25 protein-coding genes are annotated in these 24,083 nt (G+C 71.6%); 8 read left to right on the forward strand and 17 right to left on the reverse strand.

Annotation, left to right across the window (positions count from 1 at the left end; translation table 11 throughout):
• Nucleotides 1–6: 6 nt before the first annotated feature.
• On the reverse strand, nucleotides 7–1,518 hold the full coding sequence (locus tag ACH34T_RS14495; RefSeq protein ID WP_395992603.1) for an alpha/beta hydrolase: 1,512 nt from the start codon (nucleotides 1,516–1,518) through the stop codon (nucleotides 7–9).
• A gap of 138 nt (nucleotides 1,519–1,656) precedes the next feature.
• Between ACH34T_RS14495 and ACH34T_RS14500 the strand changes: the two genes are divergently transcribed.
• Nucleotides 1,657–2,781: a histidine kinase gene (locus ACH34T_RS14500; protein ID WP_395992604.1), complete on the forward strand. Its 1,125-nt coding sequence runs from the start codon at nucleotides 1,657–1,659 to the stop codon at nucleotides 2,779–2,781.
• A 16-nt stretch (nucleotides 2,782–2,797) separates the two neighbouring features.
• Nucleotides 2,798–3,451 carry a response regulator gene (locus tag ACH34T_RS14505; protein WP_395992605.1) on the forward strand — a complete coding sequence of 218 codons (654 nt, stop codon included), beginning with the start codon at nucleotides 2,798–2,800 and terminating at the stop codon, nucleotides 3,449–3,451.
• A gap of 21 nt (nucleotides 3,452–3,472) precedes the next feature.
• Here ACH34T_RS14505 and ACH34T_RS14510 read toward each other — a convergent pair whose 3' ends face one another.
• Nucleotides 3,473–4,300, reverse strand: coding sequence for a 3-keto-5-aminohexanoate cleavage protein (locus ACH34T_RS14510; protein WP_395992606.1), 828 nt, complete (start codon nucleotides 4,298–4,300; stop codon nucleotides 3,473–3,475).
• Between the two features lie 19 nt (nucleotides 4,301–4,319).
• On the opposite strand from ACH34T_RS14510, the gene dtd reads away from it, so the two are divergent.
• The gene (gene dtd / locus ACH34T_RS14515; protein WP_395992607.1) at nucleotides 4,320–4,745 is read left to right on the forward strand and encodes a D-aminoacyl-tRNA deacylase; all 426 of its coding nucleotides are present in this window, start codon (nucleotides 4,320–4,322) and stop codon (nucleotides 4,743–4,745) included.
• Nucleotides 4,746–4,793: 48 nt separating this feature from the next.
• Here the strand turns inward: dtd and ACH34T_RS14520 are convergent, their stop codons facing one another.
• The 4 genes from ACH34T_RS14520 to ACH34T_RS14535 form a co-directional block, all read right to left on the reverse strand.
• On the reverse strand, nucleotides 4,794–5,282 hold the full coding sequence (locus ACH34T_RS14520; RefSeq protein ID WP_395992608.1) for a hypothetical protein: 489 nt from the start codon (nucleotides 5,280–5,282) through the stop codon (nucleotides 4,794–4,796).
• An 80-nt stretch (nucleotides 5,283–5,362) separates the two neighbouring features.
• On the reverse strand, nucleotides 5,363–6,475 hold the full coding sequence (locus ACH34T_RS14525; protein WP_395992609.1) for a YgfZ/GcvT domain-containing protein: 1,113 nt from the start codon (nucleotides 6,473–6,475) through the stop codon (nucleotides 5,363–5,365).
• A gap of 10 nt (nucleotides 6,476–6,485) precedes the next feature.
• On the reverse strand, nucleotides 6,486–6,902 hold the full coding sequence (locus tag ACH34T_RS14530; protein WP_395992610.1) for a Fur family transcriptional regulator: 417 nt from the start codon (nucleotides 6,900–6,902) through the stop codon (nucleotides 6,486–6,488).
• 364 nt (nucleotides 6,903–7,266) lie between these two features.
• Nucleotides 7,267–7,752, reverse strand: a complete 486-nt coding sequence (locus ACH34T_RS14535) for an FABP family protein (RefSeq protein ID WP_395992611.1) — start codon at nucleotides 7,750–7,752, stop codon at nucleotides 7,267–7,269.
• Between the two features lie 202 nt (nucleotides 7,753–7,954).
• On the opposite strand from ACH34T_RS14535, the gene ACH34T_RS14540 reads away from it, so the two are divergent.
• Together ACH34T_RS14540 and ACH34T_RS14545 are read left to right on the forward strand one after the other, a co-directional pair.
• The gene (locus tag ACH34T_RS14540) at nucleotides 7,955–8,317 is read left to right on the forward strand and encodes a DsrE family protein (RefSeq protein WP_395992612.1); all 363 of its coding nucleotides are present in this window, start codon (nucleotides 7,955–7,957) and stop codon (nucleotides 8,315–8,317) included.
• Between the two features lie 734 nt (nucleotides 8,318–9,051).
• Nucleotides 9,052–10,071, forward strand: coding sequence for a TerC family protein (locus ACH34T_RS14545; protein WP_395992613.1), 1,020 nt, complete (start codon nucleotides 9,052–9,054; stop codon nucleotides 10,069–10,071).
• 30 nt (nucleotides 10,072–10,101) lie between these two features.
• Here ACH34T_RS14545 and ACH34T_RS14550 read toward each other — a convergent pair whose 3' ends face one another.
• The 5 genes from ACH34T_RS14550 to ACH34T_RS14570 form a co-directional block, all read right to left on the reverse strand.
• Complete coding sequence (locus tag ACH34T_RS14550) at nucleotides 10,102–12,273, reverse strand: MMPL family transporter (protein ID WP_395992614.1); 2,172 nt, start codon at nucleotides 12,271–12,273, stop codon at nucleotides 10,102–10,104.
• Between the two features lie 118 nt (nucleotides 12,274–12,391).
• The gene (gene sigJ, locus ACH34T_RS14555; RefSeq protein ID WP_395992615.1) at nucleotides 12,392–13,276 is read right to left on the reverse strand and encodes an RNA polymerase sigma factor SigJ; all 885 of its coding nucleotides are present in this window, start codon (nucleotides 13,274–13,276) and stop codon (nucleotides 12,392–12,394) included.
• Between the two features lie 113 nt (nucleotides 13,277–13,389).
• Nucleotides 13,390–14,109, reverse strand: coding sequence for an SDR family oxidoreductase (locus ACH34T_RS14560; RefSeq protein WP_395992616.1), 720 nt, complete (start codon nucleotides 14,107–14,109; stop codon nucleotides 13,390–13,392).
• Between the two features lie 10 nt (nucleotides 14,110–14,119).
• On the reverse strand, nucleotides 14,120–14,968 hold the full coding sequence (locus ACH34T_RS14565) for a helix-turn-helix domain-containing protein (protein ID WP_395992617.1): 849 nt from the start codon (nucleotides 14,966–14,968) through the stop codon (nucleotides 14,120–14,122).
• Between the two features lie 98 nt (nucleotides 14,969–15,066).
• A complete protein-coding gene (locus ACH34T_RS14570) occupies nucleotides 15,067–15,657 on the reverse strand; it encodes a snapalysin family zinc-dependent metalloprotease (protein WP_395992618.1) in 591 nt (196 codons plus the stop codon).
• A 300-nt stretch (nucleotides 15,658–15,957) separates the two neighbouring features.
• Here ACH34T_RS14570 and ACH34T_RS14575 point away from each other — a divergent pair, with 300 nt between their 5' ends.
• Complete coding sequence (locus ACH34T_RS14575) at nucleotides 15,958–17,313, forward strand: flavin-dependent oxidoreductase (protein ID WP_395992619.1); 1,356 nt, start codon at nucleotides 15,958–15,960, stop codon at nucleotides 17,311–17,313.
• 1 nt (nucleotide 17,314) lies between these two features.
• Here the strand turns inward: ACH34T_RS14575 and ACH34T_RS14580 are convergent, their stop codons facing one another.
• From ACH34T_RS14580 to ACH34T_RS14590, 3 genes are all read right to left on the reverse strand, one after another.
• Complete coding sequence (locus tag ACH34T_RS14580) at nucleotides 17,315–17,656, reverse strand: VOC family protein (protein ID WP_395992620.1); 342 nt, start codon at nucleotides 17,654–17,656, stop codon at nucleotides 17,315–17,317.
• Nucleotides 17,657–17,760: 104 nt separating this feature from the next.
• A complete protein-coding gene (locus ACH34T_RS14585; RefSeq protein WP_395992621.1) occupies nucleotides 17,761–19,296 on the reverse strand; it encodes a cation acetate symporter in 1,536 nt (511 codons plus the stop codon).
• A complete protein-coding gene (locus tag ACH34T_RS14590; protein WP_395992622.1) occupies nucleotides 19,293–19,574 on the reverse strand; it encodes a DUF485 domain-containing protein in 282 nt (93 codons plus the stop codon). The genes ACH34T_RS14585 and ACH34T_RS14590 overlap by 4 nt, the downstream gene beginning before the upstream one ends.
• A gap of 288 nt (nucleotides 19,575–19,862) precedes the next feature.
• Here ACH34T_RS14590 and ACH34T_RS14595 point away from each other — a divergent pair, with 288 nt between their 5' ends.
• Entirely contained in the window at nucleotides 19,863–20,153 is a 291-nt protein-coding gene (locus ACH34T_RS14595) for a hypothetical protein (RefSeq protein ID WP_395992623.1), read from the forward strand.
• Between the two features lie 36 nt (nucleotides 20,154–20,189).
• On the opposite strand, the gene ACH34T_RS14600 is transcribed toward ACH34T_RS14595, so the two are convergent.
• The gene (locus ACH34T_RS14600; RefSeq protein WP_395992624.1) at nucleotides 20,190–20,684 is read right to left on the reverse strand and encodes a pyridoxamine 5'-phosphate oxidase; all 495 of its coding nucleotides are present in this window, start codon (nucleotides 20,682–20,684) and stop codon (nucleotides 20,190–20,192) included.
• Nucleotides 20,685–20,821: 137 nt separating this feature from the next.
• Between ACH34T_RS14600 and ACH34T_RS14605 the strand changes: the two genes are divergently transcribed.
• Nucleotides 20,822–21,877: a Gfo/Idh/MocA family protein gene (locus tag ACH34T_RS14605; protein WP_395992625.1), complete on the forward strand. Its 1,056-nt coding sequence runs from the start codon at nucleotides 20,822–20,824 to the stop codon at nucleotides 21,875–21,877.
• A 35-nt stretch (nucleotides 21,878–21,912) separates the two neighbouring features.
• Here the strand turns inward: ACH34T_RS14605 and ACH34T_RS14610 are convergent, their stop codons facing one another.
• Complete coding sequence (locus tag ACH34T_RS14610; RefSeq protein ID WP_395992626.1) at nucleotides 21,913–22,626, reverse strand: type 1 glutamine amidotransferase; 714 nt, start codon at nucleotides 22,624–22,626, stop codon at nucleotides 21,913–21,915.
• Complete coding sequence (locus ACH34T_RS14615; protein WP_395992627.1) at nucleotides 22,616–23,866, reverse strand: MurT ligase domain-containing protein; 1,251 nt, start codon at nucleotides 23,864–23,866, stop codon at nucleotides 22,616–22,618. Before ACH34T_RS14615 ends, ACH34T_RS14610 begins: the two co-directional genes overlap by 11 nt.
• Nucleotides 23,867–24,083: the final 217 nt, after the last annotated feature.

A 24,083-nucleotide genomic window follows, 5' to 3' on the forward strand; every position in this document is an offset into this window, starting at 1 on the left:
CTTGGGTCAGCAAGTTGGGTTTGCGGTGGGGAGGGCGCCGGTGGCGAGGTAGGCGTTGACCTTGGCGTCCACGCAGGGGTTGCCGTATTCGCCGTAGATTCCGTGGGCGATCGTGTTGCGCAGGGTGAGGAGGCGGGAGCCGGTCAGTGCGCGGTGCATGGCCTTGCTGCCCTCGTAGGTGGTGGCGGGATCGCCGGTGGCGGACACGATCAGCGCGGGAGAGGCGTTGCCGACGCGGGTGGGATGTTCGCGTGGCGGGTTCGGCCAGAAGGCGCAGGGCCAGATGTTCTGCTTGAGGGGGCCGAAGAGCGGGTGGCGGGCGCGGCTGCGCTGGATGTCGTCCCAGTAGGTTTCGGAGTCGCGTGGCGCGGCGCGGTCGCCGCAGGTGATCGCGACGCTCGGGCTGGCGAGCGGGGAGCCGGACGGGGTCAGGACGAAGGTCAGCAGCCCGTCGAGTTCGGGGCCGGGGTCGGCGGGGCGGCCGTGGGCGGCCTCGTTCAGGGTCCGGACGGTGGAGGCGAACTCCGCGCGGGACGCCGGGCGGTCGTTCCCGGAGCCGGTGGAGAGGATGTACGGGACCGCCTGGTCGTCCACCTCGTACGGTCCGACGCGTAGCGGGCGGTGGGCTGCGGCGGCGACGATCGTGTTCACGGTGGCGAGTACGCGGGCGCGAGTGGCGCCGAGGCCGTAGGTGCTGTGGCGTTCGGCGGCCCAGGCCGCCCAGCCGCGCAGCGCGCGGTCCGCTTCGTCTTCGGTGCCCTGTAGTGCTCTGGGGCCCCACTTGTCCGGGTCGCCTGCGCTGTCCAGGGCGACGCGGTCGGTGCGTCCGGGGAACATCTGGGTGTAGACCGCGCCCAGGTAGGCGCCGTAGGAGTAGCCGAGGTAGGAGATCCGGCGCTCCCCGAGGGCGCGGCGCACGAGGTCGATGTCGCGGGCCGTGTCGCGCGTGTTGATGTACGGGAGCACGTCGGCGTGGCGGCGGGCGCAGCGTCCGGCCAGGTCGCGCTGCACCGCGACCTGGTGATCGAAGCGGGCGCGGGTCGCTCCGGCCGAGCGGAGCCACATGCCGATGGGCCAGCCGCAGTCGAGCGGTGTGCTGCGTCCGACGAAGCGCGGGTCCAGGCCGATGATGTCGTACCGGGCGGCGACGTCCTTCATGGCCGCGCGCGTCTCCAGGGGCATGGCGAGGGTGGGCTCGCCGGGGCCGCCGCTGTTGAGGACCAGGGTGCCGACGCGATGGGCGCGGTCCGTGGCGGGGAGGCGGGAGAGCGCGAGTTTGATTTTGCGGCCGCCGGGCCTGGAGTGGTCGAGCGGGACGGTGAGTTCCGCACACCGCGCGCCTGCCTGGTCGAGCGCCTTGCCGTCGGCGTCGTCCGGGCCCTGGGCGCAGGGCTTCCAGTCGAGCGGTGGAGGCGGGCCGCCGTCGGCCTTGGCGAGGGGCGCAAGGGCTGAGGACAGGGCGATCAAGGCAAGGACAGGGACCAGAAGTCCACGGGTCCGTGCGAATGTCGATTTCATGGTCGGGGACGCTAATTCGGCCGCAGGTCCGGCTGGAATACAGCTGACCGCACACGCGTTGCTACAGCCCGCTGTAGTGCCTGAGCGCGAATCGGCGACTGATAATCAGGTCCATACCGACGTCGCAAGGAGGTGCGAATGCGCGACCGGGCGTTCTCTGGCTCGGCCTATCTGCTGGGCACGCTGGCAACCGCCGTGGCCACCGTGCTCGCGCTGCCGGTGCTGCTCGCACCGGCGGCGGCGCGGGGCTGGGCGGACTGGCACCGCCAGCGGGCCTACAGGCTGCTCGGCGTTCCGGCCGACGAGCCCCCGACCCGGCGGCGCGTTCTCGCCTGGACGTTCGCGCACATCGCCGTCGGACTCCCGCTCGGGCTGGCCGCCCTGCTGTGCCTGGGCAACATCGTGGTCGCCGCGGTGGCGATGCCGTTGTGGTGGGCATTTTCCGCGGACGAGCGTCCCACCCTGTTCATCGATGTCCATGTGGGCGATTGGGCGACCGCGCTGGGCGTGGGCTCTGTGCAGATCGTCGTCCTCGGGGCGGCGGCCTGGTGGGTGCTTCCGGTGCTGGCCCGGCTCCATGCGCGGCTGTGCCTGGCGGTGCTCGCGCCGTCGGCCCGTGAGCTGCTCACCGAGCGGGTCGACGTGCTGACCAAGAGCCGGGTCGGCGTCGTGGACGCCCACGGCACGGAGCTACAGCGGATCGAACGCGACCTGCACGACGGGACGCAGGCGCGCCTGGTGTCCATCGCCATGCAGCTGGGCATCGCCCGGGAGTCGCTCGCCGACGACCCGGACACGGTGGCGACGCTGATCGAGCAGGCGCACGACACGGCGGAGGAGGCGATGGCCGAGCTCCGCGCGGTGCTCCAGACGATCTACCCGCCGATCCTCGCCGACCGCGGGCTCGACGGGGCGCTGACGGCGCTGGCCGCGCGGTCGAGCGTGCCGGTACGGATCGGGCTCGGCGACCTCGGGACGCTCCCCGCGGCCGCTGAGGCGGTGGCCTACTACGTGATCGCCGAGGCGCTGACGAACGTGTCCAGGCACGCCGCCGCCACGCGCGCGGACCTCCGGGTCGAGCGCGCCGGGGACGTGCTGTCCATCGAGGTCGCCGACGACGGGCGGGGCGGCGCCGACGAGGCGCGCGGCACCGGGATCGCCGGGATGCGGCGGCGGGTCGCCGCACTGGACGGTTCCGTCCGCCTCGACAGCCCGCCGGGCGGGCCCACCACGCTCGCCGTCCGGTTTCCGTGCGCACAGTGATCGTTCAGGAGGGCCCGTGCGGGTCGTGATCGCCGAGGACAACGTGCTGCTGTCCAGCGGCCTGGAACTGCTGCTGGCGTCGAAGGGCTTCGACGTCGTGGCGGTCGTCGGCGACGGCGAGGCGTTCCTCGACGCCGTCGCCGAGCACCGTCCCGACATCGCGATCGTCGACGTGCGCCTGCCGCCGTCGTTCCGCGACGAGGGAATCCACGCGGCGCTGCGGGCCCGCCGCGAGCACGGCGCGCTGCCGATCCTGGTGCTGTCGCAGTACGTCGAGCGCGAGTACGCCGGGGAGCTGCTGTCGGACGGTCGCGGCGGCATCGGCTACCTGCTCAAGGACCGCGTCGGCCGGGTGGCCGAGTTCGTGGACGCCCTGCGCCGCGTCGCGTCCGGCGGCACCGCCATGGACCCCGAGGTGGTCGCCCAGCTCCTCGCGCGCCGTCCCGGCGATCCGCTGGACACCCTCACGTCCCGGGAGCGGGAGTCGCTCGCCCTCATGGCGCAGGGCCACGACAACGCCACCATCGCCGAGCGGATGCGGATCTCCGACAACGCCGTCCACAAGCACATCGGCAACATCTTCGCCAAGCTCGGCCTGGCGCCGGACGACTCCGGCCACCGGCGCGTGCGGGCGGTGCTCGCCTACCTTGACGGCGCGTCCGGCGCGTGAGGCGCGCCCGATGACCTCTGGTCAGCGGGGTTTGGTGTGGAGCAGGGCGCGGGCTTCGGCCGGGGGCATGGGCGGGCGTTGGGCCAGGTGGGCGGCTTGGGCGGCGCGTTCCACTAGTTGGGCGTTTGCTTTGACCGGTTGGCCTTTGGCGAAGGTGACCGTGTCTTCCATGCCTACTCGTAGGTGGCCGCCTGCTGAGAGGGCTGCGAGGAGGACGGGGATCGTCGTGCGGCCTATGCCGGTGGCCGACCAGGTCGCGCCGGGTGGGAGGGCCTCGACGGCGGCGACGAGGGTGCGGGCGTCGCCCGGCATGCCGCCTGGCACACCCATGACCAGGTCGCAGTGGACGTGACCGCCGTACGGGAGCCCGTGCTTGTCCAGGAGGCGGTGCAGGGCGGCGACGTGGCCCAGGTCGAACAGCTCGAACTCCGGGACGATCTCCAGCGCCTGGGTGCGCTGGTAGAGCTCCACCATGAACGGCCACGGGTTCATGAAGACGTCGGCGCCGAAGTTGACCGTCCCGCAGGTGAGCGAGCACATGTCGGGCTCGGCGTCCAGGACGCGGAGACGGTCTTCGTACGGGTCGGTGACCGCGCCGCCGGTGGACAGCTGGACGATCAGGCCCGTGCCCTCCCGCAGCGCCGTCACGGTGTCCCGGAGACGGGACGGGTCGAGCGTGGGCCGCGCGTCGTCGTCGCGGATGTGCACGTGGATCACGGCCGCACCGGCCGCCTCGCACTCCTTGGCCGTCTGGACCAGTTCATCCAGGGTGACGGGCAGGGCCGGAACGTCCGCCTTCGCGGACTCCGCCCCCGTCGGCGCCACCGTGATGAGCGTCTTTGCTCCCATGGCGGCAGAATGCATGCTCATGCGTGCGGTAGTCCAGAGGGTGAGTCAGGCCAGCGTGTCGGTGGACGGACGGGTCGTCGGAGAGATCGAGGGGCCGGGGCTGCTGGTCCTCATCGGTGTGACGCATGACGATGATCCCGGGAAGGCCCGCAGGCTGGCGGCGAAGCTGTGGGGGCTGCGGATCTTGCAGGACGAGAAATCGTGCTCCGACGTTAACGCCCCATTGCTTGTTGTGAGCCAGTTCACCCTCTATGGCGATGCGAGGAAGGGGCGTCGGCCGACCTGGACGGCTGCGGCGCCCGGGCCGGTCGCCGAGCCCCTGGTGGACGCGGTCGTCCACGAGTTGAGGGCCCTCGGCGCCAAGGTCGAGACGGGCCGGTTCGGTGCGGACATGAAGGTCGCCCTGGTGAATGACGGGCCGATCACGCTGGTCGTGGACGTCTGACAGCCCGGGACTGTGGTGGCTGGTCAGCCGAGATTGTGGCGCGCCTGGTTAACCGAAGCTGTAGATCGTGCCTATCAGGGTGACGATCGTGCCCAGGGCGGCCAGGAGGATCAGGGCGCGGTCGGGGCGGGTGAGGCGTCCGCGCAGGTAGGGGGAGTGGACGACGCCGCCGGTTTCGGGGTCGGTGTCTTCGGCGTCCCTCTGGAACGGGTTGCGCAGGCCTATCAGGCGCCAGAGCGCGTCGTTCTTCAGGTGCTGGTGGCTCGGGCCGCAGGCGAACAGCCGTCCGCGGACGCGTTCCGCGCAGGGGTGGCCCTGCCGCTTCAGTACCCGGCACAGGGTCGGGACGAGGAGGAACTCGTACAGGCACCAGGTCAGGAGTCCGAGCAGCGCGACGCGCCATGACCATGACCACCAGGCGGCGCCCGCGATCGCGGCGAAGAGGGCCCACCACAGCAGCGCCGACTCCCTGCGCGGAAGGCGGCGGGCCCCCCTTCTGGCCGCCGGAGGCTCCTCTTTCCCCAGGTTCGCGACCATCGGTAGGAATCCGCCTTCCCCGGGCCACGGCCGGTCAGAAATCGTCTATGTCGTACGATCTTGCCCCAGGGGTGGATGTTCTACCCGTGTTTCACGGGCCGTCGACGAAGATCGATCTGCGCGTTCGCACCGGTCTCCGGCGACACGACGACCTCCTGCGCGGCCGCCACGCCGTCCGCCAGAAGCTCGGCGTCCACCGGGACGTTCCGCTTGACCAGCGCCAACGCGATCGGGCCCAGCTCATGGTGCCGGGCCGACGAGCCGACGAACCCAACCGTCCTGCCCCCGTCCGGGAGGTCGACGGGGGCGCCGGGCGCGGGTAGGCGGTCGACGCTTCCGTCCAGGTGCAGGAAGACCAGGCGGCGCGGCGGACGGCCGAGGTTGTGGACGCGCGCGACCGTCTCCTGCCCCCGGTAGCAGCCCTTGTTCAGATGGACGGCCGTCTCCACGTAACCGGCCTCGTGCGGGATCGTCCGGTGATCGGTGTCGAGGCCGAGCCGGGGGCGGTGCTCGGCGATCCGGAGGGCCTCGTACGCCCAGATCCCCGCAGGCCGCAGGCCTTCGGTGAGCGGCCCCGGGACGTCGGCTCGCGGGACGATCCGGGTGACGGTTCCGGCGACGTCCGGCCAGGCGAGACCGCCCGGTGCGGCCGCGTCGCCCGGAACGGCCGCGTCGCCCGGTGCGGCGGCGTCGGCCGGTGCGGCGACGTTGCCCGGTGCGGCGGCGTTGCCCGGTGCGGCGGCGTCGGCCGGTGTGGCGGGGGTTTCCGGGACGGTGAGGACGGTGTATTCGGCCGACACGTCGGCGACTTCGACGCGGAGCATGAAGCGCATCCGGTCGAGGAACTCCACGAGTGCGGGAGCCGTACCGGGCTCCACGTGGGCCCAGACGGCCTCGCCGTCGTCGATCAGGAAGAGGTGGTGCTCGATGTGGCCGTTGGGGCCGAGCAGCAGCGCCTCGGTCGGCTCGAACGGCTTCAACCCGTCCAGGTGCTGGCTGAGGAGGCTGTGCAGCCAGCTCAGCCGGTCGGGCCCGGAGACCCGGACGACGCCGCGGTTGCCCCGGTCGACGAACGCCGTCCCGGACGCCAGGGCGCGTTGCTCCTGCGCGGGCTCTCCATAGTGCGCGGCGACCTCCTGGTCGGGCGCGTCGGCGGGTACGGCACCGGACGACTGCAGCAGCGGGCTCTCCATGCAACCCAGGTTATGTCGCGCGGCAGTCCTTGCACCGCCCGTAGACCGTGAGGTGGTGCACGTCCGTCTCGAATCCGAAGTCGCGCTGGAGGCCGTCCGCCAGCCCGGAGGCCGCGCGCGGGTCGACGTCCTGCACGGTGTGGCAGCCGCGGCACACCAGATGGATGTGCTCGGCCTCCGCCGCCACATGGTAGTTCGGCGGTCCGTGCCCGAGATGCGCGTGCTTGACCAGCCCGAGCTCTTCGAGCAGCTCCAGCGTCCGGTACACGGTGGAGATGTTCACGCCGCGGGCGGTGCGCTGCACCTCGGTGCAGATCTCCTCGGGGGTCGCGTGCTCCAGGTTGGTGACCGCCTCAAGGACCAGCTGGCGCTGGGGGGTGACCCGGTACCCCTTCGCCCGCAACTCCTCCTGCCACGACTCGACCATGACCCGAGTCTAGATCCCGCCGCCGGTGTTGCGGCGGCGGAGCCCGGGTGGTTTCAGTCCGGGGAAAACCCGCTTGCCTCGCCGCGCGGGGCTCACATAACGTGCGGGGTACGCGCGAAAGGAGGTGGTCCTAAACAATGGTTGCTTGTAGGACTCGCGAGGTGACTGTCCGCTAGTCGCCGTTCCGCCTCGGCGCCGCCGCCCCCGGCGGTGGCAACCGGTCGCGACGGTGACCGGCGAATCCCAGGCAGTTACCCGGTCCCCGGACCGATGGACCCGTCCTGTCCGTCGCCCCGCCCATGCGGGAAGGTCCGGGGATCGCTCATGTCAGGCGCCCCTCCAGCCGCCCACCCACCAGAACCGCTCAGGCGACGCGCTTGAGCTGCGCCGACAGGTGGGACTGAAGCTTCTGGCCCATCGCCGCCATGTCGTACGCCCAGCCGAGATCCTCGCCGATCATGCCGTACAGCCGGTGGCCGCCGGTGACCTCCTTGGCCGACTCGGTGCGCGCGACGACGTCCGTCCGCAGCTCCACCCGGCTGAACGCGACGGTGCCGACGTAGATCTCGACGATGCCCGTCGGGTGGGCCAGCGTCACCTCGACCTGGTTGTCGGGACGCGGCCGCCAGTAGCCCGTCTCCGTGGCCAGCGGGCGCCCGAGCGTGCCGTCCTCCTCGATCAGCCAGGTCCGGCTCGCGTAGCTGAGAAAGGGCTTCCCGATGTGGGTGAAGGACAGCTCCTGCCCGAAGTTGAACGACTCGATCGTGGGATAGCCGCCGACGCCGGCGCCCTCCCAGGTGCCGAGGAGGAACTTCAGCGGTTCGAGGTCCGGATGCAGCTCAGGATCCATGAGGACCGAGCGTAGCGGCGGCGGCCGCGCGACAGGGTCTCGGACGCCGTGCCGGGACGCGCTACTTGAGCCGTCCGAGGCGGATCACCAGGAGGACGGCGGAGACCGCCGCGAGCCCCAGGAAGACGACGAGGATCCCCGCGTTCACCATCCCACCCATACCGCAGGATGCTACGCGCGCCCGCCGGGCTAGAGTGCGTCTATGGCGAGACCACTGGTGATCAAGGTGACGGCGGGCGCGGACGCCCCCGAGCGCTGCAACCAGGCGTTCACCGTGGCCGCCGCGGCCGCCGCCAGCGGCGTGCCGGTGTCCCTCTGGCTGACCGGCGAGTCCGCGTGGTTCGCGCTGCCGGAACGGGCCGCCGAGTTCTCACTGCCGCACGCCACTCCCCTGGACGACCTGCTGTCCGTGATCCTCACCGCCGGGCGTGTCACCCTCTGCACGCAGTGCGCCGCCCGCCGCGACATCGGCCCGGACGACGTCCTTCCCGGTGTCCGCATCGCCGGGGCGCCGACGTTCGTCGAGGAGATCACCAGGGACGACGTCCAGGCCCTCGTCTACTGACCCGTCGCCGCGGACGGTGGCGGCCGCGAGTGCCAGGCCCGCCAGCACGGCGCCGGTGAGGCCGAGCATGAGGTCGCCGATCGTGTCCTGGTAGGCCGTGCCCGCCTCGGGGGTGTCCAGGATGAAGAGCCCGTACTCCGCGAACTCCCAGCCGATGGCCGCGACCGCGCCGATCCCGGCGCAGCACAGCGCGAGCGTCCAGGAGCGGAGGCCGCCCCAACGGCGGAGGGCCAGGCCTGCGGCGGCGCAGAGCAGGGCCCAGTTCGCGAAGTGGCAGGCGTCGTCGAACCGTCCCACCGTGTCGTACAGGTCGGCGGCGTTGCCCGCGACGTCGATGAGGAAAGGCGCGGTCACCAGGAGGTCGATGTCCCAGGGGAACGGCCTGCCGCGGCCGCGCAGCGCCCAGATCAGGGTGACGAGCATGACCGCGGCGGGGTAGGCGGCCACGCGGGCGCCCATCGCCTTGTCCGCGAACCGGTCCCATTCGGGGAAGGCGACGGCGAGGGCGAGGAGGGCGGCCAGGGCGGCCTTGGCCAGGAGCGCGGGGGGAAGCCATCGGGACGTGTTCATGCCCGCAGCCTGACCGTCCGCGGGCATCGGGCGCATCGGCGCGGATACTCAGATCCGCGTGAGTGCCCGGACGAGGGGCGACGGTATAAATGCTGCAGAACGGATATAGGACAGCAGGACCGAGATAGGACAGCCGACGCCCCGTAGCGAGGTGGAGCCGCCGGATGGTCGACATACCCGCGTGGGCCTGGGGCGCGACGATCGCCCTGATCATCGCGCTGTTCGTCTTCGACCTGCTCGTCGCCGTCCGGCGGCCGCACGCGGTCGGGCTCAGGGAGGCCACGTTCTGGTCGGTGTTCTACATCACCGTCGCGATCGTGTTCGGCCTCGTCGTGTGGGCCCTGTCCGGGTCGACGGCGGGCACCGAGTACTTCTCCGGCTGGATCGTCGAGAAGAGCCTGTCGGTCGACAACCTGTTCGTCTTCGTGATCATTATGGGGCGGTTCGCCGTCCCCGCGAAGTACCAGCAGAAGACGCTGCTGTTCGGGATCGCGGCGGCGCTCATCCTGCGGGCCGTGCTCATCGCGATCGGCGCCGCGGCGATCAACCTGTTCTCGTTCACCTTCCTGATCTTCGGGCTGATCCTGATCTGGACGGCGGTCCAGCTCATCCGGCACCGCAACGAGGAGCCGGACGTCGAGGACACCTTCTTCGTCCGCCGCGCCCGCAAGCTCTTCCCGGTGAGCACGGACTTCCACGGCGGGCGGATGATCGCGCACGAGGACGGCCGCCGCGTGGTGACGCCGCTCCTGCTCGTGTTCGTGGCGATCGGCAGCACGGACGTCCTGTTCGCGCTCGACTCCATCCCCGCCGTGTTCGGCGTGACGAAGGACCCGTTCCTCGTCTTCACCGCCAACGCGTTCGCCCTCCTCGGGCTGCGCGCCCTGTACTTCCTCATCGAGGGGCTGCTGGAGCGGCTCGTCTACCTGTCGATCGGGCTGTCGGTGATCCTGGCGTTCATCGGGGTCAAGCTGATCTTGCAGTTCCTGCACGAGGACGTCACCGAGTCGGTTCCGGAGATCCCGACGCCGCTGTCGCTCGGGGTGATCCTGGTGATCCTGCTGTTCACGACGGCGGCGAGCCTGGTGCGCGTCCATCACCATCCGGAGGAGAGGGCCCGTCCCGGCTCGCTCCGCAAGCGCCGCGAGAAGGAGCCGCGCGAGGACGAGCCCGCCACCCGCTGATCCACGGGCGGCGGGCCGCCTCGCCGGTCGTCAGGCCTTTTCCACCTGGACCTCGGGGAGCAGGCGGGCCAGCGGGCGCGGGAACCACCAGGCGTGCCGGCCGAGCAGCCGCATCGCCGCCGGCACGATCAGGCAGCGGATGATCACGGCGTCGACGAAGACGGCCACCGCCATCCCGAAGCCGGTCTGCTGCAGCAGCCGCTCGGGGCTGAGCATGAACGCGCCGAAGACGACGACCATGATGGCGCCGGCCGCGGTGATCACCGAGCCGGTGTGGGCCAGCCCCTCGCGGACGGCGTGGGCCGCGTCCCCGGTCCGCAGCCATTCCTCTCGCATCCGGGACACGAGGAAGATCTCGTAGTCCATGGACAGCCCGAACACCACCGCGAACACCATCACCGGCAGGTACGCCTCGATCGGGGCCGACTCGACGCCGAACCGGCCGTCCTGGAACACCAGCGTCATCGCGCCGAGCGCCGCGCCGATGCTCAGCAGGTTCAGCAGCGCCGCCTTCAGCGGGATCAGCACGGAGCGGAACACCGCCATCAGCAGGACGACCGACAGCCCGACGACGATCGCCATGAACAGCGGCATCCGGTCCGCGACCTTCGCCGAGTAGTCCTCGGCGGCGGCGGTGGCCCCGCCGACGAGCACGTCCGCGCCGGTCCGCGCCGACACCCCGGGCAGGACGTCGCCGCGGAGCGTCGAGACGAGCTCGGTCGTGTCCTCCGCCTGCGGGGACGAGGCGGGGAAGACGAGCATGGTGGCGATCCGTCCGTCCTGGGCGGCGACCGGTGCGCCCGCGGCCTTGACGCCCTCGACGTCCCGGAGCGCGTCCGTGACCGCGGCGCCCGCCTTCGCCGGGCCGCCCTCGCCGCCCTGCACCACCAGCAGCAGCGGCCCGTTGAATCCGGGTCCGAACCCTTGGGACAGCAGGTCGTAGGCTTCGCGGCTGGTCGTGCCGCGCGGGTCGTTGCCGGCGTCCGCGAACCCGAACCGCATGCCGAGCGCCGGGACGGCGAGCGCCCCGAGCAGCACGCCCCCCACGAGCAGCGCCACCAGCGGACGGCGCTGCACCACACCGCCGACGCGCCGCCAGATCGCGCCCTCGTCCGCCTTCCCCTTGGCGGCGCGGCGCGCGGCCCGTTCGGTGAACTGGCGCGCGAACCGCTTCCCGAACACGCCGAGCAGCGCGGGCAGCAGGGTGAGGGACGCGAGCATCGTCACCAGCACCGTCAGCGCCACCGACAGCGCCATGCCCTGCAGCGATCCGAGCCCGAGCGCCACCAGGCCGAGCAGGGCGAGGATCACCGTGCAGCCCGCGAAGAACACCGTCCGGCCCGCGACGTCCAGCGCCGCTACGGCCGCCCGTCCCGGCGGCGTGCCCTTCACCAGCTCGCCGCGGTACCGGGCGAAGACGAGCAGCGCGTAGTCGATGCCGACGCCGAGCCCGACGAGGATCATCACGTACGGCGTCCAGTCGGCGATCGTGAACACGTGCGACGCCAGGACGATCGTGCCGAGCGTCGACCCGACCGCGAACACCGCGGTGATGATCGGCAGCCCGGCGGCGATGAACGTGCCGAACATCAGGACCAGGATGACCATCGCGGCGAGCAGCCCGATGCCCTCGGCCGTCCCGCCCTCGCCCTGGGCGAGCAGCCGCGCCGCCTCGCCGCCCAGCTCGACCTGGAGCCCGTCGCGCCCCGCCTTCGCCGCCGTCTCGTAGATCAGCTCGCTGTCGGGCTTGGTCATCTGCTTGGACGGTATGTCCAGCACCGCCGTCGCGTACCCGATCCTGCCGCCGGGCGCGATGGCGGACGGGTCGGCGTACGGGCTGCGCACCTGATCGACCTTCGGGAGCGCGGCGACCTCGTCCAGCATGGTCTCGACCCGCTGCCTGGTGGCCGGGGCGTTCAGCCCGGCCTCGCTGCTCAGGACGATCTGCATCGTGTCGCCCGCGCGGCCGAGACCGTGCTCGGTCAGCAGGTCGGCGGCCTCCTGGGACTCGGTGCCGGGGAGCGAGTAGTCGTTGCGGTAGTCGTCCCCGGCCACCGTCGCGGCGCCCCAGACCCCGGCGAGGACCGCGACCCACAGCACCAGGACGAGCCATCGCCGCCGATGGGCGAACCCGGCGACGCGGGCGAAGACCCCCTCCGGCGGACGCACCGCCTCGGTCGGCGTTTCCTCCGTCAGTGTCATGACATCTTCCTCATGATTGATTACTCTCAGTAGTTGACTGTGGTCGTGCGGCAGCGCCGAAGGGGCGCCGACGCCGCCGACGCCGACGCCGCCTGGACGATCTGTGCGGGCGGGGTGGTCAGTCGGTGCCGGGCTCCTGGACGGTGGTGAGCTTGTCGGGGTTGCGGATGACGTCCACCGCGACGATCCGTCCGCCGTCGACGGTGATCGCCGCCACGGACAGGTGGCCATCGACCCCGCGCGCGAGGACCCCCGGCGCTCCGTTGACCGTGGTCACCCGCAGGTCGGCGCGAGGCGCGGCGCCGCTGAAGGCCAGCAGTGCCGCCGCCACCTCGTCCGCGCCGCGCATGATGCGCGGCACCGTGCCGACCTTGCCGCCGCCGTCGCCGCGGAGGACGACCTCCGGAGCCAGCAGTTCCATCAGGCCGTCGAGGTCACCGTTCTTGCAGGCCGACAGGAACGCCGTGACCAGCGCCCGCTGCTCGTCGGGCGTGGGCGGGAAGCGCGGGCGTCCCTCCGCAACGTGCCGCCGCGCCCGCGACGCGAGTTGCCGCACCGCGACCGTCGACCGTCCGACGACCTCCGCGACCTCCTCGAACGGCACTCCGAACACGTCGTGCAGGAGGAACGCCGTGCGCTCGGCGGGCGACAGGCTCTCCATGACGACCAGCATGGCCATGCTGACCTGCTCGTCCATCGTCACCCGGTCGGCTGGGTCGGCGGCGGGCGTGGCGTCCCCGACCAGGGGTTCGGGCAGCCAGGTCCCGACGTACCGTTCCCGGCGGGCCCGCGCGCTGCCGAGCGCGTCCAGGGCCAGCCGCCCGACCGTCCGGACGAGCCAGGCTTGTAGGTCGCGGATCTCCCCCGGGTCGTCCAGGCCGCGCAGTCGCAGCCACGCCTCCTGGACGCAGTCCTCGGCCTCGGCCAGCGATCCGAGCGTCGCGTACGCGACGCGCACCAGCCGTGCCCGCTCCATCTCGAAGACGCGCGCGAGCTCGTTCACGTCCGCGCCTTCCCCGGCCCCCGTACCAGCTGCCACTCTCATACGCCAAGGACGACATAGCCCTCGATAACGTGACATCTCCCCGTCGGAACGGGGCCGACCCAGGCACCCGGCTAGAGGACGAAACCGCCCGTGGCACGGATGTTCTGGCCCGTGATCCAGCGTCCGTCCGGCCCGGCGAGGAACGCGACGACGTCGGCGATGTCCTCGGGCGTGCCCAGACGGCCCAGCGCCGTGAACGCCGTGGTCTGCTCCAGGGCCTCCGGCGGGTTCGTCTCGCGCAGCAGCTCGGTATCCGTCGCGCCCGGCGAGACGGTGTTGACCGTGATGTTCCGCGCGCCGAACTCGCGGGCGGCGACCGCGGTGAACTGCTCCAGCGCGGCCTTGCTCGCCGAGTACAGCGCCAGCCCCGGCACCGGCAGGACGGTGTTCAGCGTCGAGACGTTGACGACGCGTCCGCCGTCGCGCAGCAGCGGCTCCGCCCGGCGCATCGCCAGCAGCGGGAACTTCGCGTTCACCGTCATCACCCGGTCGAACATTTCCTGGGTGATGTCACGAATGGCGGTGGGCGGGTTGATGGCGGCGTTGTTGACGAGAATGTCGAGCCCTTCCTGGACGTGCTCGAACAATGCGTCCAGGCTCGCCAGATCCGCTTGGTCGGCGCGGACGGGGATCGTGCCGGAGACCTCGCGTGCCAGCGCGTCGGCGGCGTCCTTGTTCTCCCGGTAACTGAAGACGACCCGCGCTCCGTCCCGGGCGAGCCGCCGGACGATGGCCGTCCCTATGCCGCGTGAACCGCCCGTCACCAGGGCGCTCTTTCCGTCGAGCGTCATGGCCCAGACGTTAGTCGCTGAGCTGATCCGCGTATTGAAGAAATGCGCGCAGTTCCCCCGGCGTGATCCCGGCCATCGCGCGCACTTCGCGGTTGAAATGCGGCTGGTCCGCGAACCCGCAGGCGGCCGCCGCCGCGAACGCGCCCATCAGAATGCCGGGCGTACTCGCTGGAGTGCCGAGCACCTGCGCCGCACGCTGGAAACGCGCGACGCGCGCCACCGTCTTCGGGGTCAGCCCGATCTCCCGCTGAAAGCCGCTTTCCAGCCGCCTGCGGCTGACGCCCAGTTCAGCGGCCAGGCGTCCGATCCTGATCCGGCCCGCCGTCTCCTGGAGCCGCCACCATCCGCGCACCGTCGCGTCGTCCGGCGGCTGGTCGCGGCGCTGGTCAGGGGGCAGGTCGGGGCGTAGCCACCGGGTGAGGAGGTCGTCGAGGACGGCGAACCTCGCATCCCAGCCCGGCGCCGCGACCAGCCGCTCCGCCAGTTCGTCGGCGCGGCGTCCGAGCAGGCCGTCCAGGTCGACGGCCGTCCCCGTCAGGACGCGCATCGGGACGCCGAGGAGCCCGCGCGCCCCGGCGGGCGTCAGCCCGATCGTGACACCGCTCAGCCAGCACGCGCCCTCGCGCACTTCCGGCGTTCCCCGTGGCCCGAAGGCCAGCGATCCGCATCCGTCGAAATCGACGATGAGCGTCACCAGATTCAGTGGCAGCACCCTCCGCTGCGCCGCGTCGGCCGTCGTCCCGGTACGAAAGGCCCCGTACCCCGCGACATATGGACGCAGCCATGGCGCGGCCAGGCGAGCCGTCGCCGCGCACCGGTCGGCCCCCACCCGCACCAGAACGGAATGCACGTGCCCCATTCCGCCATTCTCCCCACCGCACCCGTGGCATGACGCGGCGGGGCCGGGGCCGACTCGCGGCCCCGGCCCCGGTCCGTGCATCCAGGGGGTGTGGCGGGTTACCTGGTCACCAGTGCGGGCGCTCCGAAGATCTCGCTCTCGTCGGCGGGGTGGGGGCCGGGCTTGGCGGGACGCCAGGTACGGGCCCAGAAGCGCTGGACCGCCGCGGCCTCCTCGGCGCTCGGGTTGGGGTTCTCACACCGTCCACCGGCCATGACCTTGTCGCAGTTCCCGATGTCCGGCGGGTGCTGGAGGCTGAGGATGTGGCCGAACTCGTGGACGATCACGCGCAGCGGAGCCGCGCCGGACGACTGGATCTGGTTGCGGTAGAAGTAGATCTGCCCGCGGGTGCAGCCGACGCAGCTGGCCGTCCCGGGGGCGGATCCGTTCTGGGCGGTGGTCACGGTGATCCCGGCCGGCCCCTTGGCCAGCTGGACGCTCGTGACGCGGGTGTTCCAGATCTCGGCCGCCTGGTCGACCAGGGGGCTGAGTTCGGCGGCTCTGCTCGCGTCGTAGTAGATCGTCTGCACCGCGGTCCGTTGCGGGGCGGTGGCGGTGGCGGACGTGGTGGCGGCAGCGCTGGGAGCACCGACCAGTACGAGCGCGACAATGCCGCCGAGAACAGCGACGATGAATCTGGTTGGGAACAACTCCGGCTCCTTCCCGTAGGCTGTATTGAACCGGTTGCCCCCGTTCCGCCGGCGTTTTGCGACGTCGACCTGATGGAGCGTAGCCGCATAAAGCCCGGCAATGCACATATCAAATACCCATACCATTATCAGAATGGGCATTTCTTGCCGTGCGACGGCGGAATATTTGTGTGATGGAGCCGAAGTGCGTCACCGAAGATGATCAAGCACGCGGTGGCCGGAGTACCCCCATGACCGCCGCGGTGGCACACTCGGAGAATCCGTCAAGTGATCACACGGCTTCGATCATGCGGGAGAGCCATGAAGGTCGTCATCGTGGGCGCGGGCATCGGTGGGCTGATCACGGCGTTGCGGCTGCACCACCGGGGCGTCGACTGCGAGATCTACGAGCAGAGCGAGCAGATCCGCGAGCTGGGCGTCGGGATCAACACGCTGCCCAACGCGGTGAAGGAGCTGGCCGAGGTGGGGCTGCTCGACCGGCTGGCGGACGCCGGGATCCTGACACGCGAGCTGATCTACACCCACCGGCGGGGCCAGGAGATCATGCGCAGGCCCTGCGGGCGGCACGCGGGGTTCGACTATCCGCAGATCAGCCTGCATCGCGGCCGGCTCCAGGGCGTGCTGCTGCGGGCGGTGCGCGAGCGGCTCGGCCCGGACGCGGTGCGGACCGGGCACCGGCTCGTCGGATTCGAGCAGGACGCGGACCGCGTCCGCGCCCACTTCACAGACCGCCACGCCGACCCCACGGATCGCAGCGCCGACTCCACCGGCCGCCGCGCCGACTCCGCGGGACGCGGGGACGAGCCGCGCGCCTCGGCGGAGGGCGATGTGCTGGTGGCCGCCGACGGGATCCACTCGACGGTCCGGTCGATCCTCTTTCCGGACGAGGGGCCGCCCCGCTGGAACGGCGTGATGATGTGGCGTGGAGCGACCGACTGGCCCGAGTACGGCACCGGCGCCTCGCAGATGATCGCCGGCGGGACGGAGGCCAAGCTCGTCCTCTACCCGATCGCGCCGGGAGAGCGGCCGGGCACGCGGCTCACCAACTGGGCGATCTGCCTGAAGACCGGCGAGCCGGGAGACCCGCCGCCGCAGCGCCAGGACTGGTCTCGCCGCGTCGACGCGTCCGACCTCGACTCGCGGGTCGCCCCTTTCCACACGTCGCTCGTCGACCACGCCGCGCTCGTCAAGGCCACCCGCGACTGCTACGAGCTCCCGATGTGCGACCGCGACCCGCTGCCCCACTGGACGCGAGGACGCGTGACCCTGCTCGGCGACGCGGCCCACCCGATGTACCCCATGGGTTCCAACGGCGCAGGTCAGGCCATCATGGACGCCGTCAGTCTCAGCGAGCACCTGGCCCGGTCCCCCGCCGACCCCGCGGCCGCGCTGCTGGCCTACCAGGACGAGCGCCTGCCGATCACCAGCGAGGTGGTGCTGCGCAACCGGACCGGCGGCCCGGAGAACGTGATCGACGAGGTCGAGCGCCGCGCCCCGGACGGATTCACCCGGCTGGAGGACGTGATCGACCCGGCGACGCTTGAGGCGATCGTCAGCGGCTACGCCCAGGCGTCCGGAGGGTCCAGGGAGCAGGTGAACCGCCCCACCGCCCCGCCCGACGCCACCCCGACCACCGCGCCGGACGCGTCCGAATGACTCAGGCGGGCGCGCCGCCGAACCCGATCTCGTTACCGTCCGGGTCGCGGTAGATCGCCTTGCGGACGCCGTTGGAGTAGGTCACCCGCTCGGCCGGTTCGAGTCCCCGGCCGGCGATGCCCGCGACGCGCGCGTCGAAGTCGCCGACGAAGACCGTGACGACGGCGTGTCCGGCGTGCTCGGGCCGGTGCTCGACGGCAAGCGACCGGTGCTCCGCGAGTTCCCACACGACCTCGGTGTCGCTCGCGACGAACGTCGGCGGGGACCCCAGCAGCCGTTCGTACCAGGCCAAGGCCGCCGGATGGTCGGCCACCGGGATCCCCGCGAACAGATCGACGCTCATTTCGCGATCATACGAACCCGCCGCGAACACGTCCTGCCGCCCGCCGGTGCGTCCACGTCCTGCCGACGGCAGGTGTGGTCACGTCGTGCTGACGGCCGGTGCGGTCAGGCGGGGGCCTCGCTGACGGGACGGCTCCGTCCGCCGACCGGGAACGCGCGTCTGGCCAGTTCGTCGTACGGGTGGCCCGCCGCGTCGGCGTTGCCCCGGGCGGCGAGGCTGCCCGTCCAGGCGCACAGGAACCCGAACGGCACCGACACCAGCGCCGGGACGGTCAGCGGGAACAGGTGCGAGTCGCCCATCACGTCCGGGCCGACCAGCACCAGCCCGACGGACGCCACCAGCCCGCCGATCAGGCCCGCGACGGCGCCGGTCCGGTTGAAGCGCCGCCAGTAGATCGTCAGGACCAGGACCGGCATCGTCGTGCTCGCCGCGACGGCGAACGCCAGGTTCCCGAGGAACGCGATGTTGAGCGTCTTGGCCCACAGCGCGATCAGGATGGCGAGGACGGCGATGCTCGCCCCGGCGAACCGTCCGACCAGGAGTTGCCGCTGGGGCGAGACCTGCCCGCGCTTGAACGCGACGGTGTAGAGGTCGTGGGCGATCGCGCCGGACGTGGCGATCGCCAGGCCCGCGAGCACCGCCAGGATCGTCACCATCACGACCGCCGCGACGATGGAGAAGAGCAGGTTGCCGCCGATGGCCTCGGCGAGGCGGGGCGCGGCGAGGTTGCCGGCCTTGTTGTCGGCGACGATGGCGGCCTTGCCGACCTCGTTGAGGGCCGCGTACCCGAAGATCGGCAGCGCGAGGAAGAACCCGCCGAAGATCCACATCGCGACCTGGGCGGAGTCGCGGGCGGCGCGGCCGTCCCTGACGGTCAGGAACCGCACCATGACGTGCGGCAGCCCCATCATGCCGAGCACCATGCCCATCGTCAGCGACACCGTGTCGAGCGACGCGGTGAGGCCGCCCTGGTGCGGCGCGATCACGCCGTCGCCGAAGCGGTCGGCCGCGTCCCGCATCGGCCCGATCGGGTTGCCGCCGTAGTCGGCCGTCACGAGCACCAGCAGGGCCAGCGCCGTGACGATCAGCACGGCGGCCTTGAAGACCTGGATGTACGTGGTCCCGACCATCCCGCCGAGGATGGTGTAGACGGTCATCAGCGCGCCGATGACGATCACCGCGACCGGGAAGTCCACGCCGAGCAGGAGCTGGGCGAGCAGCCCCGCCCCGACGAACTGGATCACCATGTAGATGACGCTGATCGCCAGGCTCGCCACCGCCATCGAGGCGCGCAGGCCGCGGCCGTCGAAGCGGGCCGCGACGGCGTCGGCGAGGGTGTACCGGCCGAGGTTGCGCAGCGGCTCGGCGATCACGAGCAGCATCAGCAGGTAGGCGGCGGGGACGCCGACGGCGAGGTAGAAGCCGTCGAAGCCGGTCAGCGCCACCGCGCCGGTGATGCCGAGGAAGGACGCGGCGGAGAGCTGGTCGCCGGCGAGGGCGAGCCCGTTCTGCCAGCCGCCGATCCGTCCGCCGGCGACGTAGTGCTCCTCGGTGCTCTTGTTCCGCCGGGACGCGTAGGTCGTCAGGGCCAGCGTCACCGCGATCAGCGCGGCGACGACGGAGACCGCCGTGCCGTTCACCGCGGTCCCCCGTCCTCGATGCGGGACGTCCACCTGCGGTAGGCGACCGCGGCGAGCAGGGGCAGCAGGATCACGGCGAGACCGGCGGCGTAACCGGCTCCTATCCCGTCCGCGACGCCGTCGAGGGCGCCGGTGAACGAGGTGAGGATCGGGAACGCCATGAAAATGACGAAGGTGGTGGCCGCGGCGCCGAGCACGACCCTCTTGTGCCGTTGGATCATGGCGTCGTGGCGGGCGAGGTCGGGTCCGCTCGGCGGGGGTTCGGGGGTACGGGGCATCCGGAAGCGCCTCCTCGATAAGCGCGCCTTGCTGAGAGCTCCGTATATAAGAACATATACGAAGTCGTAGAGGAACCCCTTTGGTCGCGGTGTGTGCGGCAGACATTACACAGCGGCGGCATCGGAACGTGTCTGAGCTGCTACAACTCCGTCCATCCCGCGCCGTGCCCCCCGCGATGTTTCGCCCCGTGCACGGGGGCAGGACTGACCGCGAAAGCGCCGGGTCCCAGCGAGCGCGGACGGGGCCGCGCCGGCCCGGGCGCACGGGGGGGCAGTGCGATGAGGGTGATGCTCAGGGCGCGTCTGGACATCGGGATCGCGAACGAAGCACTGACCAGCGGGAGGCTGCCGGAGGTCATGGAGTCGCTGATGGCGCAGCTCAAGCCCGAGGCCGCCTATTTCGGCCCCAGCGAAGGCGAGCGCTCCTGCACCCTGGTCTTCGACATGCAGGACAGCTCGATGCTGCCGACCATCGCTGAGCCGCTCTTCCAGGAGCTGGGCGCGAAGATCGAGATCCAGCCGGTGATGAACGCGGACGACATGCGGAAGGGCCTCGCCGCCTGGCAGCGGCAAGGCTGACCGGGTCCCGGGCGCGGTCCGCGCGTCGTCCGCGGTTCAGGCGGTGATGATGGCGGGCAGCCGAGTCTGGAAGTCCAGGACGCCGACCCACGTGGGGCGCAGGGCGATGCGGGCCATGCGCGTCTCGGGGTGCTCGCCCGCGGCGACATAGCCCGCGCCGCCTTCCTCGCCCAGGTAGCGGCGGGCCGACTGCGCCTGCTCGGGCACCATCCCGTCCACCTCGGTGATCGACACGCGGCCGCGCAGGAGCAGGACCTCCGGAGGCTGCGGCTCGGTGTCGATCGTGACGGCGACGTCCGGACGTTCGCGCAGCGCCCTCAGGCGGCGCGCCGGACTCAGCATGCCCAGCGGCGGGCAGTGGACGTACGTCGCCATCACCAGTTCGTCGCCCGTCCAGGTGAACCAGGACGCCATCACGCGCGGCGTCCCGTCGACCGCGGTGTAGGCGAGGCGCGCCGGGATGGTCGAGTGCAGCAGGCGCTGCGCGATGTCGGTCTGGAGCAGGCGCACGTCACCCTGCGGAAAGTCCATGAGCATCTCCTTAACTCGGTGCGAAGGGGATGACTCGCGTGCCGGCGCGAATTCATCGCCGAATCGTCGCCGGGTCGCCGGTGATGCTCCCGGAAAGTCGTTTGCCCAGCTGAACGCCGCTGCGCGAAGGTGCAGGAATGCGTATCGGCGTGGTGGGACTGAAGATGGGGCTGTACCTGGCGACCTGGTGCCGCCGCCTCGGCATGGACGTCGTCGCGGCCTGCGACCGCGACCCCGCGCGCCACGACGAGGCCAGCACCGAACTGCCCGGCGCCATCCTGACCACAGAATGGCGCGACCTGCTGGATCATCGCCTGGACGGGGTCGTCCTGGCCAACGACTTCGACGAGCACGCCCCGCTCGCGATCGCGTTCCTGGAACGCGGCGTCCACGTGCTGTCCGAGACGGCCGCCTGCAAGGACGAACAGGAGGGGCGACGGCTGATCGCGGCCGTGGAACGGTCCTCCGCGACCTACTCCTTCGCCGAGAACTACGCCTTCCACCCCCATGTGCGCCTGATACGCCAGGCCGCCGACGACGGCGAACTGGGCGGGATCACCCTGGTCGAGGCCGACTACCTGCACGGAATGTCGCCCGGCGCCATCGACGCGCTGATCGGCGACCCCGCGCACTGGCGCGGACGCATCCCGGCGACCGCCTACTGCACGCACACGATCTCGCCCGTGCTGGCACTGACCGGCGCGTGGCCCGTGGAGGTGTCGGCCCACCTCGTGGACGAGACCGACCGGCGAACGGCGGCCGTCCTGGTGGTCAGGCTGTCCAGCGGGGCGCTCGCCATCACGCGCCACGGATTCCTCCAGGGGGAGCCCGGCAGCCATTGGAGCTGGGTGTCGGCGCGCGGGACGCGGGCCCTGGCGGAGTCGGTCCGGGGACCGGCGGAACGGTCCTGGTCCGTCCGGGTCAGGGCGGAGGGCTGGACCAGGACGGACGGCACGCCCCACGAAGAGGAGCGCACGCCGCCCCCGCTCTCCCTCCACGGGGAGACGGTCGAGCCCGGCGCCGAGGGCACAGTGCTGGTGCTCCGAGGTTTCCGGGCGACGGTGGAGCGGGGCGAGCCGCCGCTGATCCCCGTCCGCCCGGCGGTGGCGGCGTCGCTGGTCGGAGTGGCCGGAGCCGAATCGCTCAGCCTCGGCTCACGCCCCGTCCCGGTACCCGACGTCCGCACCCCGTAGCCACCCAGACCGGCCGCCCGCACTAGGCGGTCGGGTCAGGCGTTCGCGACGGCGTTGAGGCGTTCTTCGCGGAGGCGGCCGGCCCAGGAGTCGTCCAGGGGCTGGAGGTCGTGGCCGACCGCCCAGCGCAGGAGCAGGTCGGCGAGGCCCGGGTTCCGGACGAGCGCCGGACCGTGCATGTAGGTGCCGAGGACGCGCCCGCTGTACGCCCCCTCGAAGCCGTCCCCGTTGCCGATGCCGTGCACGACCTTCGCGAACGGCCGGGCGTTCTGGCCGAGATGCGTGACGCCCTGGTGGTTCTCGAAGCCGGTGATGCGCGGCACGTTCAGCTCGCCCGCGACATCGCCGACGATCTCGCCGACCGCGCGCTGCTCGCCGCGTCCCGAGCGGATGTCGAGGATGCCGAGGCCCGCGACGGGCTGGCCCTCCTCGCCGCCGAACTCGTGGCCGAGGAGCTGGTACCCGGCGCAGACGGCGAACACGACCGCGCCCGACTGGACTGCCCGCGCGAGGCCGCCGTCGCCCGCGAGGCGCTGCGCCGCGAGGATCTGCGGACGGTCCTCGCCGCCGCCGAGGAGGTAGATGTCGCCGTCGGCGGGGACGGGCTCGTCCGAGCGGAGGTTGACCGTCTGCGTCGGGATGCCGCGCAGGGCCGCGCGGCGCTCCAGGACGATCGTGTTCCCCTGGTCGCCGTACGTGCTGAGCAGGTCGGGGTAGATCCAGACGATCTTGATGCGGTCAGACGACACGGCCGTACCTCGTTCGGATGGACTGGAAGGCGGTGTAGTTGGCGATCACGTCGAGATGCCCCTGCGGGACGGCCATGACCGCCTGGTCGATGTCGTCCACGACGGTGAACGAGACCTCGGCGGCCTCCAGCCGGGCGGCGAGGTCGATGCGGCGCTCGCCGGTGACCCAGACGGGACGTCCCCGCAGGATGCGGTAGTCGACGTCCCAGAGCCAGGACGTGTCGCGCCCGTCCGGGCCCTGCGCGTTGATCGACAGCGCGACCGGGCCGGGCGCGGGCTGCAGGACGTCGAACGCCTCCAGCCAGCCGGCCGGGTTCTTCGACAGCAGCAGCCGGATCGAGCGGCCCTCGTGCTCGACCGTGGTGTAGCGGCCCGCGACCGACGTGACCTGCGACAGCAGCGGCAGCGCCTGCTCGGGCGGGACGCCGAACTGCGCGACGACCGCGAGCGCGATCAGGGCGTTGGAGCGGTTCGCGCGGCCGGGCAGGGACAGGCCGGTGAGGCCGAACGTCCGGCCGTCCGGCGCGGTGACGAGCTCGCCCTGCAACGTCCAGTCGGGGCGGGGACGGCGGAAGTGGCACTGGCGGCAGGCCCAGTCGCTGTCCTCGTCGGTGTCCTGCCGGTCGAGGGGGCCGCCGCATTCGGGACAGCACCAGGAGTCCTCACGCCAGTGCTGGCCGGCGGCGACCCACGTGACGCTCTTCGCGGTGGACGCGCCCCACGTGACGAGCGGGTCGTCGCAGTTCGCGATGACGTGGCTCTGCGGGGACGCCTCGAGCGCGCGGCGCCATTTGCCGGCGAGCAGCCAGATCTCGGCGGCACGGTCCATCTGGTCGCGGCTGAGGTTCATCAGCGCGACGATGTTCGCGCCCGTCTCCCGCAGGACCATCGGGACGTACTTCTCGTCGCACTCCAGCACGCCGTAGCGGGCCGTCGGCGCGGACGCGAGCGCGGACACGTGGCCGGTCGGCATGTTCGCGCCGAACGCGTTGGTGGCGACCTCCCCGAGCGGCGTCATCGCCGAGGTGATCAGCCGGGTCGTCGTCGTCTTGCCGTTGGTGGCGCTGACGAGGACGAGCTTGCGGTCCTTGGCGAGCCTGGTGAGCAGCTCCGGGTCAAGGCGGAGACCGACCTTCCCGCCGATCACCGAGCCGTCCCCGCGGCCCGCCATTCGGGACATCTTGGCGGCCGTACGACCGAGCGCGACGGCCAGCTGCGAACGCAGCGGAAGATCGCTCATGGACTCCGTCTTCTCTGGATACGCCGGAAAACCGCTCCGAGCCTAGCCGCTGCGTACCGCTCAGGGCTCGCCGGACGGGGTTCCGGGACTCCCGGATCGCGGCCCGGCATCATGTGACCATCATCACAGGGCGGCCGGGTAAACCAACTCGGACAATCTTGACCAGTACCGACATGTCGTGATTCGGTGCGTCCTCCGACGGCGGTGTGCCAGATTC

The organism is Actinomadura sp. 9N215 (assembly GCF_044326345.1).
Taxonomy (GTDB): domain Bacteria; phylum Actinomycetota; class Actinomycetes; order Streptosporangiales; family Streptosporangiaceae; genus Spirillospora.

Excerpts from the sequence above, each read along its gene's own strand:
- ACH34T_RS14495 (WP_395992603.1), bottom strand. The coding sequence starts at position 1,518 with ATGAAATCGACATTCGCACGGACCCGTGGACTTCTGGTCCCTGTCCTT.
- ACH34T_RS14500 (WP_395992604.1), top strand. The coding sequence starts at position 1,657 with ATGCGCGACCGGGCGTTCTCTGGCTCGGCCTATCTGCTGGGCACGCTG.
- ACH34T_RS14510 (WP_395992606.1), bottom strand. The coding sequence starts at position 4,300 with ATGGGAGCAAAGACGCTCATCACGGTGGCGCCGACGGGGGCGGAGTCC.
- dtd (WP_395992607.1), top strand. The coding sequence starts at position 4,320 with ATGCGTGCGGTAGTCCAGAGGGTGAGTCAGGCCAGCGTGTCGGTGGAC.
- ACH34T_RS14520 (WP_395992608.1), bottom strand. The coding sequence starts at position 5,282 with ATGGTCGCGAACCTGGGGAAAGAGGAGCCTCCGGCGGCCAGAAGGGGG.
- ACH34T_RS14525 (WP_395992609.1), bottom strand. The coding sequence starts at position 6,475 with ATGGAGAGCCCGCTGCTGCAGTCGTCCGGTGCCGTACCCGCCGACGCG.
- ACH34T_RS14530 (WP_395992610.1), bottom strand. The coding sequence starts at position 6,902 with ATGGTCGAGTCGTGGCAGGAGGAGTTGCGGGCGAAGGGGTACCGGGTC.
- ACH34T_RS14535 (WP_395992611.1), bottom strand. The coding sequence starts at position 7,752 with ATGGATCCTGAGCTGCATCCGGACCTCGAACCGCTGAAGTTCCTCCTC.
- ACH34T_RS14540 (WP_395992612.1), top strand. The coding sequence starts at position 7,955 with ATGGCGAGACCACTGGTGATCAAGGTGACGGCGGGCGCGGACGCCCCC.
- ACH34T_RS14545 (WP_395992613.1), top strand. The coding sequence starts at position 9,052 with ATGGTCGACATACCCGCGTGGGCCTGGGGCGCGACGATCGCCCTGATC.
- ACH34T_RS14550 (WP_395992614.1), bottom strand. The coding sequence starts at position 12,273 with ATGACACTGACGGAGGAAACGCCGACCGAGGCGGTGCGTCCGCCGGAG.
- ACH34T_RS14560 (WP_395992616.1), bottom strand. The coding sequence starts at position 14,109 with ATGACGCTCGACGGAAAGAGCGCCCTGGTGACGGGCGGTTCACGCGGC.
- ACH34T_RS14565 (WP_395992617.1), bottom strand. The coding sequence starts at position 14,968 with ATGGGGCACGTGCATTCCGTTCTGGTGCGGGTGGGGGCCGACCGGTGC.
- ACH34T_RS14575 (WP_395992619.1), top strand. The coding sequence starts at position 15,958 with ATGAAGGTCGTCATCGTGGGCGCGGGCATCGGTGGGCTGATCACGGCG.
- ACH34T_RS14580 (WP_395992620.1), bottom strand. The coding sequence starts at position 17,656 with ATGAGCGTCGATCTGTTCGCGGGGATCCCGGTGGCCGACCATCCGGCG.
- ACH34T_RS14590 (WP_395992622.1), bottom strand. The coding sequence starts at position 19,574 with ATGCCCCGTACCCCCGAACCCCCGCCGAGCGGACCCGACCTCGCCCGC.
- ACH34T_RS14595 (WP_395992623.1), top strand. The coding sequence starts at position 19,863 with ATGCTCAGGGCGCGTCTGGACATCGGGATCGCGAACGAAGCACTGACC.
- ACH34T_RS14600 (WP_395992624.1), bottom strand. The coding sequence starts at position 20,684 with ATGGACTTTCCGCAGGGTGACGTGCGCCTGCTCCAGACCGACATCGCG.
- ACH34T_RS14605 (WP_395992625.1), top strand. The coding sequence starts at position 20,822 with ATGCGTATCGGCGTGGTGGGACTGAAGATGGGGCTGTACCTGGCGACC.
- ACH34T_RS14615 (WP_395992627.1), bottom strand. The coding sequence starts at position 23,866 with ATGAGCGATCTTCCGCTGCGTTCGCAGCTGGCCGTCGCGCTCGGTCGT.